Consider the following 18,415-nt stretch of genomic DNA (forward strand, 5'->3'; position numbering starts at 1 on the left):
CCAGTTAACAATCATTTAACGTGGTCGATTATTGTAGGCTAAGGTGTGCTCACGTATCATGGCATTCGTAGCGGTTTTTGCCTAATTAGCCGATAATTAGGTATTCAATTCGCAATATTTTCAACTTCCTTGATAAAGGCATTAATTGAAAGATATGAATATTTATCTCATGAACCATATTAACCATCGTCAAGCATCGACAGCGATTGGCTTGATAGCCAGCTACTGGCGAAAATTTTCAGCATTGTTGCCTTTATGGCTTGTTTTAGTGGCTACAACGACCGTCATGGCTTCGCATGCGCAAGCAAAAGCTGACTTTGTGGCAATACATTCTCTTCAGCCTGTCGTGGTTGATGCGAATGATAGTGATACTGTTTGGCAGCAAGCGACTTGGTATCCTCTTGATAAACACATGATTGGCGATGTGCCGCTACCGGAAGATTTCAGTGGCCGATTTAAATTGGCCTGGGACGCAGATTACTTATATTTATTGGTGGAGTTACAAGATGATGTTCTGTTTGATCAACATCCTGATCCTCTATACAAATACTGGGATGATGATGCACTAGAAATATTTATTGATGAAGATGCTTCTGGTGGTGATCACCTTTATAACTATAATGCCTTTGCATATCATATCGCCCTTGATCATCAAGCGATTGATATTGGTGGTAAAACTTCGGATGGTGGTAACGAATTTGTGGCTCTTAATTCGCATATCAACAGTGCCTGGCAACGTCAGCAACGCCAAGGTAGTCCAATTATTTGGGAAGTTGCCATGGAAATTCACGACGATAGCTTCCACCATAATGTCGTAAGCGCCGCAAATGCTCGTTCGAGAGTGACATTAAACGTCGGTAAGCAATTGGGCTTTATGTTGGCATATTGCGATAACGATGGTAGTAAAGAGCGTGAGCATTTTCTCGGCTCAACGGAAATAACGCCGGTTAATGGCGACAAGAATCTTGGCTATAAAACAGCGGATGTGTTTGGCAAGCTGTTATTAGTCAGTGCGCCAGCGATGATTGAGCGATAGTTTTTATTTAAGGCCGTTAAGCGTAGCGCCTAAATTAACGGTAGCGAGTGAAAGGTAAAAAGACAACGCTCAAATGCTAACGTTAGCGAATTTTTAATGGGCAAAGTTACCACGAGCAAAGGCGCTTTGGAAAAATTTTGGCTAAATAGTTTGGGCGCTCAAATGTTTATCATCGGTGATATAGCATTTGTCGTCTAAACTTATTAAAATTCGCCAACTTGTTTACTCAACAGATATTTACATGAACGCAGAATTATTTTTTATATATGACAGTCATTGTCCATGGAGTTATGCCGCGTCGGCACTGATCGAAGCTATCGATAAGCAGTATCCAGACATGCCAAAACATTTATGGCACATAGCTCATTATGATGGCAGCGATAGCGCGGGCAAAAAGCAAGTCGAAAAAGTCGCCGAGCAAAGTGTTGCCCATTTTGGCATGGATTATATCCGCGATGCGGAGCACTCTCAGGATGCAACGATGGCCGCGAACTTTTTAGCGTGGACAGCAAATAAACAACCACATCAATCGGTTAAGGTGTTGTGTGAGTTACAACGTCAACACTTTGTTGACAATGTACCGTTTACCGATAAGGCCGATTTTGATGCATTGTGTCAGAAATTTAAGCTTTCACCACCGGGCAAGGTGTTTAAAGACAGTTTATCACGAGACGCTGAATACGCACTCAGCGAGATAGAAGAAATACAAGAAGTGATTCAGACGAAAGCATTCCCAGCGTTATTACTGGCTGTAGATGATAACCTAGTGCTGTTGAACCATAACCTATATTTAACCAATCCCAAGGCGATTGTTGACGCTGTTGCTCTGGAGCTTAAATAGCCCACCGATATATAAAGGCTTAGGTTATTGATAGGCTTTTATCCGCCATTTCTCTTGAGTAGCTTTATGATCTCGCCTAAAAAATTACTAAATAGCAAATGGACTAAGCTCACCGATATTCGTGATAAAGAGCGTCATTTTCTAGTGGTTAACGTTGCTTATGATGATAATGGCAAGGTGATCTTATGTCGTATCCAGGCGGTTATTAATGCTAATCAATACGACATTGATTGGCGGTCGTTAAAAGAGGTGGAACAGTGGCGAGCAGGTTGGCATTGACGATCATTTTTAATAGAGAAGCAGTATGAAACGAATTACCCTTTACACCATGAACAATTGCCCGCATTGCCTGACGGCCAAACAATATCTTGATAGCCAAGGTATACGTTACCGTTTGTGTAACGTCAGTACGCCAAATGGCCGTAAAGAGTTTCAAAAACTTGGTTTTCGTGGTGTGCCGGTTCTGAAAATAGGTGAGCAATTTTTAAATGGCTTTTCGATTAAACAATTTCAGCGTCTCTATAAAGGTTAGGGGGGCTTTGGTTCCCTTTGTTCACTAGCGCCTGGTTACAGATTTTGCTGTTCAACATCATGGTCCTTGATAGCGCAGGAAAACGTTGAATAGAATTGACGATATGGATACTAGGTTCACTATCGGCTCTACGATTCGCAGTATTTGTTACTTAGCTGATTTTCGAAATAATTCTCGTCAGACGACGTACAATGATGGCAGCCATAGTGAGCCATAAAAGGTAATAGGCAGCCCCAGAGCCACTTGATTGATTACGTTGTACTAACGTTGTTGGCTCAACATCATCATCAATGACGGTTAGCTCGAGACTGGTTTGCTGATTTTCGCTAACAATACGCAGGGTATAAACATCATCACCATTGACCTTGTTATCGTCGCTAACCTCAAGCTCAATTGTCGCGCTGACTTGCCCATGCTTAAAAGTCAGCTGTTCACTCATCAATTTAAGTCGTGTATCTGTGCTGTCGTCACTCGCTAATTGAATCGTCGCGTTCAACTCACCGATGTTACCGCCCGGACGGTATAATGAAATCTCGTGCGTTTGGCTAGTCTCGAGCACATCCGTCGCTTGATTTCTAAATGCTACGCTGCCATTGCCTTGCTCATTTAGTGTTGGGTCGCTGTTCTGATTTAACTCTTCGATATTACTGACGCCGTCGTAGTCATAATCGTTATTATCTTGGCTTTGGCTACAAGAGTTTGACATAACCAGTTGTTCGATATTCGCAAACTGTTGCAGGTATTGCTGCTGCCAGCAATAAACTGGGTTGTTCGCCACAGATAGGTAAAAAATAGGCTGCGGACGATGAAACAAAACCGAAATATCATCGATTTGGTTATGACTGAGGTTAAGCAGTTTAAGCTTGTTAAGGTTTTGTAGCGCGGTTATGTCGTGTAGTTGGCTATCGGTGATAGTTAAACGCTGTAAATTAAATAATGTGTCTATACCTTTTAAGCTGTTGACATCAGCATAAGCGCAGTCGAGTTGTGTCAACATACCTAAGTAATGTGGGTATGTTGGGTATTGCGCTGCCAAACAATCCTGCAAAGCAGTATTATCTTTTAGGCTGAAATTATCAGGTGTCAGGGTTAAATTGACTGGTAAAGAATGCATTTCAGCTGCTTGCCAGCGAACTTGATTAAGCGCTAAATTCGCATCCGCACTGGTTTGTGAGTATTGTGCGTCAATACCACATGGTAGATTAAAACATTGCTGGCGTGGATTGGAAAATTGCAATATCCGCCTAGTTGCTTGAAAGTCACTAAGGTAGGCCATCACCGTAACAAAATCATCTTCAACGCCATATCCGACGGCATAGTCATACGTCGCGCCAATAAATGGCGCTTGTCGCCTTGAGTGGCGTAAACCTAATGTATGTCCTAATTCGTGAGCTAATATATAGCTGCTCATATCACTGTGCATAACAGCATACATACTGCGAGCATCTTTAATTAAATTACCATTGCTGCCGTTGATCCACGCGTATCCAGCGCTGTTATTAGTGGTTGGGTCGAGTAACAGTAAAACCAAATCAGCGGCGACCTCGTATCGTAGTTGCTCAATACTATATTGCTGTTGCAAGCTGCCATAAGTGAGCGCCTCTAAGCTGTTCTTTAGTTGCCCGTCAAAATGAAAATCAACTTGCTGTTGGTAAGCAAAGTTGATTTGTAGATGAACATCGCTATTCGCAAAAATTTGGTTGGTTGCCGTTTGTAAGCTATCAAGCTTTAACGGTAAAAGGTTTTGGTAATATCGCTGAGTCGGCTCATCGTACAATACTAAAATGTCGATATTGGCAATATCACTATCATTGTAATTATCGGTGTTTAGGGGCGAGCCGATTATACTGGCAAACGGTTTATTGCTTTGAGCGTGATAACGCGGAGTGCCATACGCAGGGTAGTGCTCTGTTGTGTCGGCTACTGCAGTGTCATTATCGGTATTTTTGATTGTTGTCTCGGTCAGTATAGACTGCTCATCACTTACCAACAGTTCGTAGTAACGATGGTTATACAAAATAGTTGCAAAGGCGCTATGAGATGATGCAGGTGTGTTATGTATATTGGCTGAGCTGGTTAGTTCGTGTGATGGACTGTGATTGTTGTTGGTTAAGGTTATGGTTATTAGCATGGATCCATTAGTGCGTAGCGCCACGCTGATATGGCGGCTATGATCATCATCTATGATTGAGGTAACGTGGCCTGTTATTAGACGTTGCTGTGGTAGTTCGATGCTAACGCTATCACCCAAGTGTAATTTGTGGAGTAATGTCTGATTAAATTCAAGCGAATAAGCGTGTTTGGTTTGCTGGCGACTAACGCTATCAGCATTAACTATAGATGAATGCACAGATGGCTGCGCATAATCAACGGAAATGATGCGTTGGGAGTTGGTGTTTTCTAATGTCCAAAGTTTTGGCGCCGCTATCGCTGACGATATGGCGGCCACCACAAACAACAATAACAACGCAAGTTGCATGAATTATCCAAACCTGAATACGAGCAATGCTCATTGAAACCTGTCGGCTATCGATGCATTCGCTATTGTTATTGTTGTTGGAATTCATACCGGCGCTATCGCGCTGTTATTATTTTTATAGGGAGTGCTTTGTTAAAACAATGCACCGAGCCTGTGGCTAATTTAACCTATAAAACCAGTATAGCTGATGATTTTATTAGTGTTTTTTATTCGTACGCTTAACTAACTTTTATTCAGGTCAACCACGTAACGGCCTTGCACGGTACCATCTAGAAATTTTGGTAAGATAGCTAAAACCTCCTCTAATGATATGCAGTGGCTAAATGACGCTAGGTTATCAAGGTAATATTCATCACTGACTTTTTGCCAAAAGTAGCGCTTTTGTTGCAACGGAATATTTACTGAATCAACACCTAGCAAGGAAACGCCACGGGTAATAAATGGAAACACATTCAATTGAAAATTAACGCCTGCCGCTAAACCACAAGCAGAAACACCACCACCAGGTTTTAATTGTTTGACAATATTAGCAAGATAATCGCCGCCTAGGGTATCAATCGCATGCGCCCAAAGGCCACGCCCCATGGGTTTACTGCCAATTTCATTAATTTGATCTCGATGTAATACCTCAGAGGCGCCTAATTGTCGTAAATAGGCGTCGTCAGACTTGCCGGTATAGGCAATTATTTCAAAACCTAGTTTGTGTAAAATAGCGATAGTCATACTACCGACACCACCACTTGCGCCAGTTACTGCAACGGCACCATCGTTGGGCTTTGCGCCCATTAATATCAGTTTATCGATACACATTGCGGCCGTAAGGCCACCTGTTCCATAGATCATGGCATCTTTAAGAGTTAAAGAGCTCGGGCAGGGAACAATCCAGTTTGCGGGTACGCTGATCCGTTGAGCCAAACCACCAGGTGTATTCATACCTAGATCGTAACCAAATACCAGTACCTTATCTCCTTGATTAAATTGACCTGTTGTATCGGACAAAACAACACCCGCAGCATCAATACCCGGCGTGTGCGGATAGTCTTTGGTCACTCCTTTATTTCCAAAGGCGGATAGCGCGTCTTTGTAGTTCAATGAAGAATATTGCACCTCAATAAGTACCTCATTATCTGGTAGGTCGCTTAATTGACGTTGTTTGATTGAGTGGAGATATTTATTATCGGTGGTTTCTTCTACCCATAACGCTTTGAACGTATCTGTCATTGTGAATGCCTTATTGGTCTGCAAGTTATATAGTCAACTGCTTATAAGCGTAGGCGGTTTTGTTGGTTTTTCGAGAGACACCATAACTCTATCATCAATAACCTAGCTTGATAATTCGTCATAAATTCGCCATGCTGTGATATATTGATTACCCATAACACATTGTAATGATAGTCTTTTATTTAACTACCATAGGTGTCGTCACACTTTGTGTCGTCAGCCACTATGAAGCGCTTAGACTGTTGTCGAAAAAGCTACCTAATTTACATTACAAAAATAAGTACCAAATCGTCGTTGGCGTTATTGGTGCGCTGCTCGCTCATATCTTACAAATTTGGATTTTTGCTTTTGGCTATTACTTTATGTTGCAGAGCGAGCAATTAGGTAGCTTGCGGGGTAATTTCGATGGTAGTTTAATCGATTGTGCTTATTTTTCGATCACCAGTTTTACCACGGTCGGTTTTGGTGATATAGAACCGCTAGGCGTTATTCGATTTTATACAGGCATTGAAGCGCTAACGGGCTTGGTATTGATCACCTGGACTGCTTCGTTTCTATTTTTAGAAATGCAACGTTATTGGAAGATAAATGACTAGCACGCAGCAAATGCTAGTGGCGGTGTTCAAATCAATGCGTTTACCTTTTGTTAGTCTCAGTGTGCTATGTGTGCTCGTGGCGTTTTCATTGGCACATTATCATCACGTTGAGTTAGAACTGGTCGATATGCTGATAATTACCGTTGGGGCTGTCGCCGCCCATATTGCCGTTAATACCTTAAATGAGTATCAAGATTATCGCAGCGGTTTAGATTTTCACACCAACAAAACACCATTTAGCGGTGGCAGTGGGGCGTTGATTGCTTACCCTCTCGCTGACAAGTGGGTATTAATTATGACCGCACTGTCGCTCGTCATCTGCGTCTTGATTGGTGGCTACTTTGTGTATAAGCAAGGCTGGTACATTGTTCCGTTTGGCGTCATTGGTATTGCGATTATTGTCTTGTATACCCGCTACTTAAACAGTCACCCTTTGCTTTGTTTAATCGCACCTGGTTTAGCATTTGGTGGTTTAATGTTTATTGCGAGTAATTTGCTGTTAACCGGTAGTGTGTCACTTGCAAGCCTGCTATTGGCAAGTATTATCAGCTTACTTGTTTCCAATATTTTATTACTTAATCAGTTTCCTGACGCTGACATTGACAAGCAATTTGGCCGTAATCACGTGGTGATTGCCTATGGTGAGCAAAAGGCGTTAACCATTTATATGTGTTTTTGGCTTTTAGCGGTGTCGCTGCTCGTTATCTCAGTTGTAATGGCCGTACTCCCCACAATGATGTTGTTGACGTTGCTACCACTGGCAATTGGTATTCGAATTTTTAATGGGGTGAGAAGGGCTGACTCGCAACAGAAATTAGTGATTTGCCTTGCTTGGAATATTATCATGGCCAATAGCGCTTTATTAACTATGAGCACGTCACTGTGGCTTGGCAAATAGTGCTGAAGATCAACACGCTCTAAAATGATTATCTTCATTGACCAAATAGAATAAGCAGTCATTGCGAGCAATATCTGCTTGTCGCGTAGCCATAAAAATTCTGATAGGACGCTTAGGTAATAATTGATTGCCACGTAAGTGAAAATACGCATTAATTTGTTCGATACCATTGGCGTCGAGCAAAGTTAAATTGTCGAGTCCGTGATGATCCACCCATCCCAACATTTGTTCAGCATAAACAATTCCAAAATTGTGCTGTTCAATATGGTCTATGAGGGTCACCCCTGCTTCACCCAAATCAATATCGGCATAATGCAATGGTATGTGATTTTTGATTTGTAAACGTAATGGATTTAAATAGATCCCCACTGGGTTTTGTTGGTGACAGTTTTGTATATTGTCCCAATGAGCTAATTTGCTTATGCCTAAATAGGCCACCTCATGTGACTGCGCGTCTTGGCTTCCACCGCATTCTATCGTAATCGTCGGGCAGCCGAAATCTTGCTCCATCAATGCGCCTAAACGAATTTGCGACAATATCAGGGCGTGACAAAATAACGAGGTTATCGATAAGGCCATTTCATTTTTCATTATCGACACGGAAAACGCCGGGCTGAAGCCTGATGTGTTGTGCAAATCGACTACAACTTCGGGGGTTACTTCGCTAATAGCTTCGGCAATAAGCTTTGCACGCTGCACATAACCCGCCTTGCCATTTTGATTAAAACAACGATTTAAATCTTCGCCACCAGGTAAGTAGCGATGAGAAAACCTAGGTCGCAATGTTGCCGCTTCAATAGAGCAAATGATAAAACGCACGTTGGTTATCGGCCGGCTACCGCCATTTAGTGAGGTTAAAAAGCGGTGACAAGCGATCAACCCTGACGGTTCATTGCCGTGTATCAAGGTGACGATAACCCGCGTTCTATGTTGTTGCTGACCGGAAATATCGATCACCGTAGGCGCACACAAGCTTAACAAAAACTGTTCATAATCGGCTTTTAGCGTTTGCATATCCGGATCTTTTAAATAGACAATTTCTGAGTAAGCTACATCCATATTCGCTCCCATTGATGTAACGGCTTATGGCTTTGGTATTGCTGCAAGTAGTGCTTGGTTAGTAAATGTAACGCATCCTCTTTATTATGGTGTTGCAGAAAATAATCTAACGTTTTACGTTGCCAGCGGGCACCTGTAAGTGAGTGTTGTAGTCGATTTTCAATGATACCTAAGTAATAATTGCGCTCTTGTTCACTGATGCCAATATCTGCAAGTCCTTGGTGAGCGTATTGCAAACATGAAGCGATGACTTCGCTGATCGGTGTCATATGCAGTTGATATTTATGATATAACGGCCAAAATATTTGCGCTTCTAAACCATGCTGCGCAGCCCGATAAAAATTATATTCAGCGTACTTAAATGGCATGATGGCAATAATATCTTGGCTGTGTTTTTGCATACCAACCGCCAAACCAATAGCAAAAGCCGCGTTGGCGAGCATGTCTTCGACACTAGGGCCAGAGGGGATCGCACGAAATTCAATACGCATATGACCATTGCCATGATGATCGTAAACAGGACGATGCCATGGCCAGAGTGTGCCCATATGTAAAGACAATTCGTGCAGCTTGGGCAGACCGTTGCGGGTTTGTTTAGGAAAACACATGGGAATTATCGGCGGATATAACGCTATGGCTTCGGCAAACAATTGCCAAACGCTATCGCGTAGCCAACCGCAACCGTAACTAACCCGAGCCGGTTGTTGGCTGTCGTTAGTGCTGGCGTGACGCACATCAATAGATTGCTTAAATAAAGCAATGCGGGTTTCATCCCATAATTGGTGCCCGAGAAATATTGGTGAGTTGGCACCAATCGCTGTGATCAATGGCAACGTCAGTTGAGCAGCATTAAAAACCGCTGAAAACTGCTCAGGTTTAAGCATTAGGTGCAGCTGAAAAGAGGTATTGGCTCCTTCGGCGCAAATGTTGGAAAACCGTGTTTTGAGTGGCTCTTTACCATTAATATTAACTGAAAAGTCAGAGCCTCGTTGCTGGCGTAAAAACTTACCTAAGCAACGGTATCGCTCAAGCGGCGTCATACACTGCTCTGTCAATTGTGCTTTCGTCAGGGTGGGTAAGATACCTATGGGGATAGCATGCCCGCCTCGGCGCTGAGTTATCGCGGCGAGTTTAGCCAACTTACTATCAAGCTCTGCTTTGAGGGCTGAAAACGGCGAAGCGGTCTGTAGTACCGGGGCTAAGTTTAATTCGATATTGTATTGGTTTAGCTCTGGTGTAAATTGTTCATCATTAAGATCCGCCAATACCTGTTGATTGATGCACAATGGCTCGCCTTGGTTATCCACTAAATATAGCTCTAATTCAGCCCCTAACTTTAAGGGCTCTTGGCCAAACGTTGGGTGCTTGAGGACCTGTTTTAGCTGATCCAGTTGTTGGTAGAGCACTTGCGAAAATTGGCTGAAATCTTGTTGTTGCCAATTGCGTTGTTGTACGTTTTGTCCCATGGCAAGCTCCATTGTTGACGATAGTCTTATACCAATCACATTAAGTTATTGCTCACTCAGTGAGAATTTAAAGGCTTTTAGGCAAGGCTTTGATTGCAGAGAATGGTTACTCCATTGTCAAAATCATTTACGCAGTATAAAAGCCTTTAAAACTCACCCGTAGGGCGTTTACCAGAGGCCCATTTACGGCCCTATATTTCATTAATATAGAATGACTATATCAATGAAATCTATGTTGTAACTGAACCTCTGCCCTAACTCTGAGTTGGGCACAAACTTAGTGTGATTGGTATTATCTTGCCAAACTCAGTTTAGTAATGGTTTGATCAAAATCAATTAACTATTCGTTTACATGGTTGGTGCCTTGACCGAGAAGTAACAAAGGTCAAAAGAAAAATGAGCGTTGATGTTATTGGGCTGACTCACTAAGTATGAGCAATGATTAAACGGGATTAAATTAACGTGCTAATTTGCGCAGACATGGACGAGACGTGGACGATAAAGGGGATTGAGTGGCAGCAAACCAAACAACAATGTGAGCTGATGTTTAGCTTGCTAACCGTAAAATGCGCCACATGATCTACGTTTTAAATTTTATAGGGTGGCAATATAAAATCTTTTACGCTTTTATTATTCATAATCAAAGTGCCTTGGTATGCACTTTCGCCATCACCCGAAAATTCGAATACAAACTCACAGCGAATAAAAATACCGCGTCGTTTATTACATGCAATGCGAGTGGCTTGTCGCGCAATGCTGATGTATTGCAAGCGATGTTGTTTGCAGTACTGCTGACACACCGTTCGTGCTCGTTCAGCGATATCACGAATATAAAATGTGTAACCAACGACGAGGGCGATCGCTAATAACAAATATATGTCTGAAAGTACCATGTAACGTCCTGTTTATTCGTGTTATTTATTAGGCCTTGGTGCGATTAAACATTGCCGCCAAAGCATTGCTTAACGATTCACTGCGTTGCTCTGAACGGATCAGTTGTAGCAATTGTGGGCGCACCGACGGTAGGGCAACAAGATCCTGAAAGATAGCTGCAAAGATATCGCTTGGTTGGCTTTGACTAACAACATCAAGATATTTAGCGAGCATATCTTGATCAGCTAATATTGGCCAATTTTTACCACAAATGGTAACCAGAACATTTAAATCATGACCAACATCACTTGCCAATAGCTTATTGATAAAGCTGACGACGGTCGGATTATCGCTGTGCATTGACAGCGCTCGAAGAACATTCGCTACATTGTCTGCATCTGCCTCAGTCATAGCCTTATCTCCGGCGCCTAATAAGGCGCTGATAACATCAATATGTATGGTTTGCCCTTCTAAAGCACTAGCAAGAGGCGCGAACACCTGGATCGGCAATTGAGGAATCGCCTTAACCAGTGCGTGTTGGTTTGCTTCTTCATTTATTCTGGCTGCAAAGTCACAGATACCTTGTACTGCAACCCCTTGCCAATCATCAAAACCAAGTTTACCAGCCATGTAAAGTTGACAGTGTTCGTAAAAGCTAGAGGCCACTTGCTTTAAGTCGCGCTTAACCACGGCGTTCAGTGTCGCTAGTTTGTATTGACTTGGCGTAAAGTTGTATGGGTTTGCTTGCAATAATTCTTCTTGTTTTTCGCTAGGGTCCTGAGTTAAGTCATTACCCAAAGCTTCAAGAATGATTGCTAGGTAGTGGTTACGAGCCCCCTGATTTAATAACCCTCGTTCATCTAACGGCATTTTTACAAACCAAATGTAGGGTGTTTGGTTTTGCTGTTGCCAAAATACCAAAGCAAACATCGCATGCCCTTGAATAGGGTATGGATATGGCATCATCGCTTGCTCGACTTGTTGAAACTCTTTTTTGCTGATTTTTACAACCTTGCGGCCAATATCGTAAATACGAAAGTTAGCGTCAGATAGTTGCAGAAGTTCGGAAATGGTATCGATGGTTTGTTTGATCATTGTGCTACTCGTATTGTATTTGATCAGGGTTCCCGCAGGTGAATATCGAATATGTCAATGCCACGGTTTATGGAGAGAACACTGCAAATAAATATTGTGGATTTGCAAGTTTTGCTTTTCAGTGCCAGGCATTATAATAAATGCCTTTATTTATTGATAGAGCCTAAGTGGCTTTCTGAGGCATTCGTGTTAGATCAGCAGCAATTAGATGAACAGTTAATGCCGGTGGCCGATGATGCACCGAAATTAGATATATTGTACCAAGATGACAACTTAGTCGCCGTAAATAAGCCTAGCGGGTTATTTGTGCATCGCTCTTATCTCGACCGAGACCAACGTTATTTCGCCTTACAGTTAGTGCGAGATCTGGTGGGATGCTATGTTTACCCTGTTCACCGTTTAGATAGACCAACATCCGGGGTGTTACTGTTTGCACTGGATCAGCAAACCGCTCGAGCGATGGGTCAAGCATTTACAGATAAAACCGTTGACAAAACCTATTATGCCATCACCAGAGGCCATCTTGTCGGCTCCGGTCAAGTTGATTATCCAATCCAAGAAAAGCTCGATAAATTAGGAGATAAATTCGTAGGTGAAGATTTGCCTGCTAAACCAGCCGTTACCGACTATTACTGCGTTAACACGGCGACGTTGCCTATTGCCGTGGGTAAATACCCGAGTGTGCGTTATTCATTAATGCGACTGATGCCACACACAGGTCGCCGCCACCAAATACGTCGCCATTTAGCGCATTTAAGGTACCCAATTATCGGTGATATAAATTATGGAGATAATAAACAAAACCCGTTTTTCGCGGAGCATTTTGGCGTGAAGCGACTCATGTTACACGCTTATAAATTGCAGTTTGTTCACCCACATTCGGGGGAGCAAATTTGTATTACGGCACCAATAGACCACCATTGGCGACAGGTGTTCAACGCGCTAGACTGGCATCAGCAAGCGCAACAATTAGCACAATAACCGCAAAAATTGTCAGCGAACAGTCATTGGCCGATATCAAATTGCTCTGTTTTATAAAAATTTTATCAAAAGGTTAAAATTTAACTTGTAAAGCCAAGGGATTGGCGTATAGTGAAAAATGCAAGTTTTGAAACTGTCTCTGTTTTAAATCGATAGTTCGATCTACTGTTCCAACATCTCGACATAAGACACAACAGCAACACAAAGCTCCACCCGTTGGCTAATGGTAGCCAACAATGTAAATGTAAAATTTTAGGAAAATATTATGTCAGAATTAAAAACTGGTTCAGTAAAATGGTTTAACGACGAGAAAGGTTTTGGTTTTATCGCTCAAGAATCAGGCCCAGACGTATTTGTTCACTTCCGTGCAATTCAAGGTACTGGTCGTCGCACTCTAACTGACGGTCAACAAGTTGAGTTTGAAGTTGTTCAAGGTCAAAAAGGCCCACAAGCGGAAAATGTAAAACCGCTATAATAGCCTTGCTAAAAAATTGTTGAAAAAAGCCGTGGTCGGATGACTACGGCTTTTTTTATGGCAGGCGCTTTATCTTTGTGGTAATTTCCCTATATTAAATAACAATAATTATTAATAAGAGCCTGTAATATGGAATATAAAACGCCATTAGCCAACTTTCTTCTTCATGCTAGCACACGTCCTAACGATATTTTCCTACATCAACCTATTGAAGGTGATTACCATACATTTACCTTTGCAGAGGTCGAGAAAAAAGCTCGCCAGATAGCGCATTACCTACAACAACAAGGTTATCAAACAGGCGAACGCATCGGTATTCTCGCTAAAAACTGTGCTGAGTGGTTTATTACCGACTTGGCTATCATGATGGCGGGTATGATCAGTGTGCCGATTTACGGTACTGCTGGTAAAGGTACCATTAGTTATGTCATTGAACACAGTGCAATGAAGGCTATCTTTGTTGGTCCATTAGATAAAACCGATGCTTTTTTAGGTGCTGATAAGGGCGCTATCGAAATTATCTCATTTGGCAACCACTATCCTAACGCCATCGCTGGCGATATGGATTTAGTGCAAATTTTCAATGAACAGCCAGTATTAGAGCAGTTGCATGAAGCAGGCATGGATGACTGCATGTCGATTGTTTATACCTCGGGCACCACAGGGGCACCGAAAGGGGTGGTGATCAGCTACAAAAACTTGTCATCTGCGGCTCATGCAACCGTTAAGGTGATTGGTAGCCAAGGCAATGACCGAATTTTATCGTATTTACCGCTTGCCCATATTACTGAACGCTGCGTGGTTGAATGCAACGCGTTTGAGTCGGGTATGCAAGTCTACTTTGTAGAATCGTTAGATAAGTTTATCGATAATTTACGTTACTGCTCACCGACCTTGTTTATTTCAGTACCGCGTCTGTGGAGCAAATTCCAGTCGCAAATATTAGCGAAAATGCCATCTTGGAAGCTAAATATTTTATTAGCAATTCCGGTGGTGCGTAATATGGTGGCAAAAAAGATCCGCGCAGGCTTAGGTTTAGCCGATTGCCGTTTGTTTGCTAGTGGTAGCGCGCCGATTTCTGTTGATGTCCTTAAGTGGTATGCACAAGTGGGCGTTAATATCAGTGAAGGTTGGGGCATGACCGAAACATCGGGCCTATCTGCCGGTAATTTACCATTTGAAGAAGCGCTACTGGGCACCATTGGTAAACCGGTCGATTGCGTTGAAATGAAACTATCGGATGAAAATGAAGTGCTTATTCGTGGCGACGCGGTATTCAAAGAGTACTATCATAGTCCCAAAGCCACTGCTGAAGCGTTTGTTGATGGCTGGTTTAGAACCGGTGACAAAGGTGAAATTGATGACAATGGTGCTTATAAGATCGTTGGCCGTATCAAAGAGCAGTTTAAAACGGCAAAAGGTAAATATGTTGTTCCCGTACCCATCGAGCGAATGCTTGCTAAAAACGTACAAATAGAGCAAGTTTGCGTTATCGGTTACGGCCGTCCGCAGCCTCTGGCGCTTGTTGTTTTAGCTGAGGGTATTGATGCCAGCCATGACGGTGTGCAGCAATCTTTATTAGCCACCTTAACAGAGGTTAACGCTGAGCTAGAGTCGCACCAAAAACTTGATTATATTTACGTTTGTAAAGACGCATGGGATGTTAGTAATGAGTTACTGACCCCGACGTTAAAACTTAAGCGCAACGAAATCGAGCAATATTATCAAGACAAGCTTGTCGAGCAAACTCGCGATAAAGTTATTATCGAAGCCTAACCGACAATCCAATCAGCTATACAGCGCCGCTACTCGTTTAAGTATAAGTTAAACATAGCGGCGTTTTTACATTCAAAATCTGCAAGTTTATCAATGAAGTTCGCCATGAATGAGCACAGGGATAGGCTGCTCTGATCGCTCTGAGATAGCCCATAAAAACAGGCAGATTTTCAAATCTTCATTATAGTTATATCTATTTGCATCCTTCGCCATTTATCGTCCTCATGTTGCGACTATATGGCTCAATTGACTGGAGGGCTTATGCCTGTTAGCACCCTAGATGAACTAAATGAGATGGTGGCGCGCGTAAAGGCCGCGCAGAAGAAGTTTTCCGAGTATAGCCAAGAGCAAGTAGATAGAATTTTTCGAGCTGCGTCATTAGCCGCTAATAGTGCCCGTATCCCCTTAGCGCAAATGGCGGTGGAAGAATCAGGCATGGGTATTGTTGAAGATAAGGTCATTAAAAATCATTTTGCCTCGGAATTCATTTACAACAAGTACAAAGATGAGAAAACCTGCGGCGTACTTAACGTCAATGAGGAGTTTGGCACCATTGAAATTGCAGAGCCCGTTGGTTTGATCTGCGGTATTGTGCCTACTACCAACCCAACGTCTACCGCCATTTTCAAAGCCTTAATCTCCTTGAAAACTCGTAATGGAATTGTTTTTTCTCCACACCCGCGTGCCAAGCACGCAACCAATGAAGCCGCTAAAATTGTCCTTGATGCGGCGATTGCTGCCGGGGCTCCTGAAGATATTATCGGCTGGATAGATGTGCCATCAGTGGCGCTATCAAACGCGCTTATGACTCATCCGGATATTAATTTGATATTGGCAACCGGCGGGCCGGGAATGGTTAAAGCCGCTTATTCTTCAGGCAAACCGGCAATAGGCGTAGGCGCTGGTAATGTGCCTGTGGTGATTGATGAAACCGCTGATATCAAGCGGGCAGTGGCTTCAGTTTTGATGTCCAAAACCTTTGATAACGGTGTCGTTTGTGCGTCGGAGCAAGCGGTTATCGTTATGGATGACGTCTATGAGCAAGTTAAGGAGCGTTTCGCCAATCATAATGGTTACGTGTTGAGTAAAGCGCAAGCCGATAAAGTTCGTAAGATAATCCTTATTGACGGTAACTTAAACGCCAATATTGTTGGTCAGCCAGCAGTGAAAATTGCCGAGTTGGCAGGCATCGAAGTACCGCCGAAGACCAAAATCTTAATCGGCGAAGGCGGTCGAGTGAGTATGGATGACCCTTTTGCTCACGAAAAATTATCGCCAACCTTGGGGTTATTTAGAGCATCTTCATTTGAAGATGCTGTCGCTCAAGCCTGTATTATGGTTGAGCTTGGTGGTATTGGTCATACATCAGCGATATATACCGACCAAGATTTGAATAAAGATCGCATAAGCTATTTTGGCGATAAAATGAAAACGGCGCGGATCTTGGTAAATATTCCCACGTCACATGGTGGTATTGGCGATTTATACAATTTTAATATAGCACCATCGTTAACCTTAGGCTGTGGCTCGTGGGGCGGGAACTCGATTTCTGAAAATGTGGGTCCCAAGCATTTAATTAACAAAAAAATGGTCGCCAAGAGGGCAGAAAACATGCTGTGGCATAAACTACCTAAATCGATTTATTTTCGTCGTGGTTGTTTACCGGTTGCCTTATCTGACTTATCGGGTAAGCAACGTGCCTTTATCGTGACCGATAAATTTTTATTTAACAACGGCTACACCGACGAAATCGGCGAAATTCTCAAAGACTTAGGCATGGATACGCATGTGTTTTCAGATGTTGAAGCCGATCCAACATTATCGATAGTAAAACGCGGCGCTGAGGCCATGATGAGTTTTCAACCGGATGTGATCATTGCTCTTGGTGGCGGCTCACCAATGGATGCAGCAAAAATTATGTGGGTAATGTATGAACATCCAGATACCGCATTTGAAGAGCTCGCCATGCGCTTTATGGATATTCGCAAGCGTATTTATAAATTCCCTAAAATGGGTGAGAAAGCCGAACTTGTTTGCATTACGACAACCTCGGGTACAGGCTCTGAAGTGACCCCATTTGCGGTCGTTACCGATGATGAAACGGGGGCGAAATACCCATTAGCCGATTATGAGATAACCCCAAATATGGCGATTGTTGATGCCAACCTTGTTATGGACATGCCTAAATCTCTTACCGCATTTGGTGGCTATGATGCCATCACTCATTGTTTAGAGGCGTATGTGTCGGTGCTTGCGAATGAATATTCAGATGGCCAAGCATTACAAGCATTGAAGTTATTAAAAGAGTACTTGCCATCAGCGTACCAAAAAGGTGCCAATGATCCCATTGCTCGAGAAAAAGTGCATAATGCGGCAACCATCGCCGGTATCGCATTTGCCAACGCGTTTCTAGGTGTGTGTCATTCTATGGCACATAAAGTCGGCGCTGAGTTTCACATCGCTCATGGCTTAGCCAACGCCTTATTAATTTGCAATGTGGTACGTTATAACGCCAACGACAACCCAACAAAACAAGCCGCATTTTCCCAGTATTCGCGTCCTATGGCCAACTGTCGTTACGCAGAGATTGCCGACCATTTGGAACTCAGCAAGCGCGGTGACAACACCCAAGATAAAGTTGAACGTTTATTAACGTGGCTTGAAGAGCTCAAAGCGGTGTTAGACATACCGTCGTCAATTCAGCTTGCTGGCGTCTCGGAAGCTGACTTTATAGGTCAGTTAGATGAACTAGCGGTTGAAGCGTTTGATGATCAATGTACCTCGACAAACCCACGTTATCCGTTGATAACCGAACTAAAAGACGTACTGACAGCCTCTTATTATGGTCAGCCATATAAAGAAGACAGTGAGCCTGCCGAAGCCGCTACTAAGGCAACCAGCAAATCTGCGAGTAAAGCAAAGCCTAAAGCGAAAAAGAAAAAGTCTTAAGCAAACGTGAAACAATAGTTTGCAAAGTAATGGCTGTTGTTTAATTTTGCCAAGGATAGAGATATAAGGTTGGCGATAAAATGTGACGTATAAAAAAGCCCGAACCATGATGTTCGGGCTTTATTTTTTGATCAGTGA

Annotated in this window: 16 protein-coding genes; 10 read left to right on the plus strand and 6 right to left on the minus strand. The window is 42.8% G+C overall.

From position 1 onward, the window contains the following. The first annotated feature begins 154 nt into the window (after positions 1-154). From ACAX20_RS05350 to ACAX20_RS05365, 4 genes are all read left to right on the plus strand, one after another. Positions 155-1,036: a sugar-binding protein gene (locus tag ACAX20_RS05350; RefSeq protein WP_371189100.1), complete on the plus strand. Its 882-nt coding sequence runs from the start codon at positions 155-157 to the stop codon at positions 1,034-1,036. A gap of 241 nt (positions 1,037-1,277) precedes the next feature. Next, positions 1,278-1,877, plus strand: coding sequence for a protein-disulfide isomerase (locus ACAX20_RS05355; protein WP_371189101.1), 600 nt, complete (start codon positions 1,278-1,280; stop codon positions 1,875-1,877). Between the two features lie 66 nt (positions 1,878-1,943). Further along, positions 1,944-2,156 carry a TIGR02450 family Trp-rich protein gene (locus ACAX20_RS05360; protein WP_371189103.1) on the plus strand — a complete coding sequence of 71 codons (213 nt, stop codon included), beginning with the start codon at positions 1,944-1,946 and terminating at the stop codon, positions 2,154-2,156. A gap of 25 nt (positions 2,157-2,181) precedes the next feature. After that, entirely contained in the window at positions 2,182-2,409 is a 228-nt protein-coding gene (locus tag ACAX20_RS05365) for a glutaredoxin family protein (RefSeq protein WP_371189104.1), read from the plus strand. 151 nt (positions 2,410-2,560) lie between these two features. On the opposite strand, the gene ACAX20_RS05370 is transcribed toward ACAX20_RS05365, so the two are convergent. Together ACAX20_RS05370 and ACAX20_RS05375 are read right to left on the minus strand one after the other, a co-directional pair. After that, positions 2,561-4,888, minus strand: coding sequence for a reprolysin-like metallopeptidase (locus tag ACAX20_RS05370; RefSeq protein WP_371189105.1), 2,328 nt, complete (start codon positions 4,886-4,888; stop codon positions 2,561-2,563). A gap of 222 nt (positions 4,889-5,110) precedes the next feature. Next, entirely contained in the window at positions 5,111-6,109 is a 999-nt protein-coding gene (locus tag ACAX20_RS05375) for a YhdH/YhfP family quinone oxidoreductase (RefSeq protein ID WP_371189107.1), read from the minus strand. Between the two features lie 167 nt (positions 6,110-6,276). On the opposite strand from ACAX20_RS05375, the gene ACAX20_RS05380 reads away from it, so the two are divergent. Both ACAX20_RS05380 and ACAX20_RS05385 read left to right on the plus strand, forming a co-directional pair. After that, positions 6,277-6,705 carry a potassium channel family protein gene (locus ACAX20_RS05380; RefSeq protein WP_371189108.1) on the plus strand — a complete coding sequence of 143 codons (429 nt, stop codon included), beginning with the start codon at positions 6,277-6,279 and terminating at the stop codon, positions 6,703-6,705. Further along, positions 6,698-7,603: a prenyltransferase gene (locus tag ACAX20_RS05385; RefSeq protein ID WP_371189110.1), complete on the plus strand. Its 906-nt coding sequence runs from the start codon at positions 6,698-6,700 to the stop codon at positions 7,601-7,603. The genes ACAX20_RS05380 and ACAX20_RS05385 overlap by 8 nt, the downstream gene beginning before the upstream one ends. A 9-nt stretch (positions 7,604-7,612) precedes the next feature. Here the strand turns inward: ACAX20_RS05385 and ACAX20_RS05390 are convergent, their stop codons facing one another. From ACAX20_RS05390 to ACAX20_RS05405, 4 genes are all read right to left on the minus strand, one after another. Next, complete coding sequence (locus tag ACAX20_RS05390) at positions 7,613-8,662, minus strand: succinylglutamate desuccinylase/aspartoacylase family protein (RefSeq protein WP_371189111.1); 1,050 nt, start codon at positions 8,660-8,662, stop codon at positions 7,613-7,615. Further along, positions 8,653-10,128, minus strand: coding sequence for a hypothetical protein (locus tag ACAX20_RS05395; RefSeq protein WP_371189112.1), 1,476 nt, complete (start codon positions 10,126-10,128; stop codon positions 8,653-8,655). The genes ACAX20_RS05390 and ACAX20_RS05395 overlap by 10 nt, the downstream gene beginning before the upstream one ends. A gap of 587 nt (positions 10,129-10,715) precedes the next feature. Next, the gene (locus tag ACAX20_RS05400; RefSeq protein WP_371189113.1) at positions 10,716-11,021 is read right to left on the minus strand and encodes a DUF3301 domain-containing protein; all 306 of its coding nucleotides are present in this window, start codon (positions 11,019-11,021) and stop codon (positions 10,716-10,718) included. Between the two features lie 28 nt (positions 11,022-11,049). Then, positions 11,050-12,096: a DUF3549 family protein gene (locus ACAX20_RS05405; RefSeq protein WP_371189115.1), complete on the minus strand. Its 1,047-nt coding sequence runs from the start codon at positions 12,094-12,096 to the stop codon at positions 11,050-11,052. Positions 12,097-12,282: 186 nt separating this feature from the next. Here ACAX20_RS05405 and truC point away from each other — a divergent pair, with 186 nt between their 5' ends. From truC to adhE, 4 genes are all read left to right on the plus strand, one after another. After that, a complete protein-coding gene (truC, locus tag ACAX20_RS05410) occupies positions 12,283-13,077 on the plus strand; it encodes a tRNA pseudouridine(65) synthase TruC (RefSeq protein ID WP_371189116.1) in 795 nt (264 codons plus the stop codon). 265 nt (positions 13,078-13,342) lie between these two features. After that, a complete protein-coding gene (locus ACAX20_RS05415; protein WP_371189118.1) occupies positions 13,343-13,552 on the plus strand; it encodes a cold-shock protein in 210 nt (69 codons plus the stop codon). A gap of 129 nt (positions 13,553-13,681) precedes the next feature. Continuing rightward, on the plus strand, positions 13,682-15,328 hold the full coding sequence (locus ACAX20_RS05420) for an AMP-binding protein (protein ID WP_371189119.1): 1,647 nt from the start codon (positions 13,682-13,684) through the stop codon (positions 15,326-15,328). Between the two features lie 261 nt (positions 15,329-15,589). Continuing rightward, positions 15,590-18,277: a bifunctional acetaldehyde-CoA/alcohol dehydrogenase gene (gene adhE, locus ACAX20_RS05425; RefSeq protein WP_371189120.1), complete on the plus strand. Its 2,688-nt coding sequence runs from the start codon at positions 15,590-15,592 to the stop codon at positions 18,275-18,277. Positions 18,278-18,415 lie beyond the last annotated feature (138 nt).

The sequence above is a fragment of the Thalassotalea sp. Sam97 genome (assembly GCF_041379765.1).
Taxonomy (GTDB): Bacteria; Pseudomonadota; Gammaproteobacteria; order Enterobacterales; family Alteromonadaceae; genus Thalassotalea_A; species Thalassotalea_A maritima.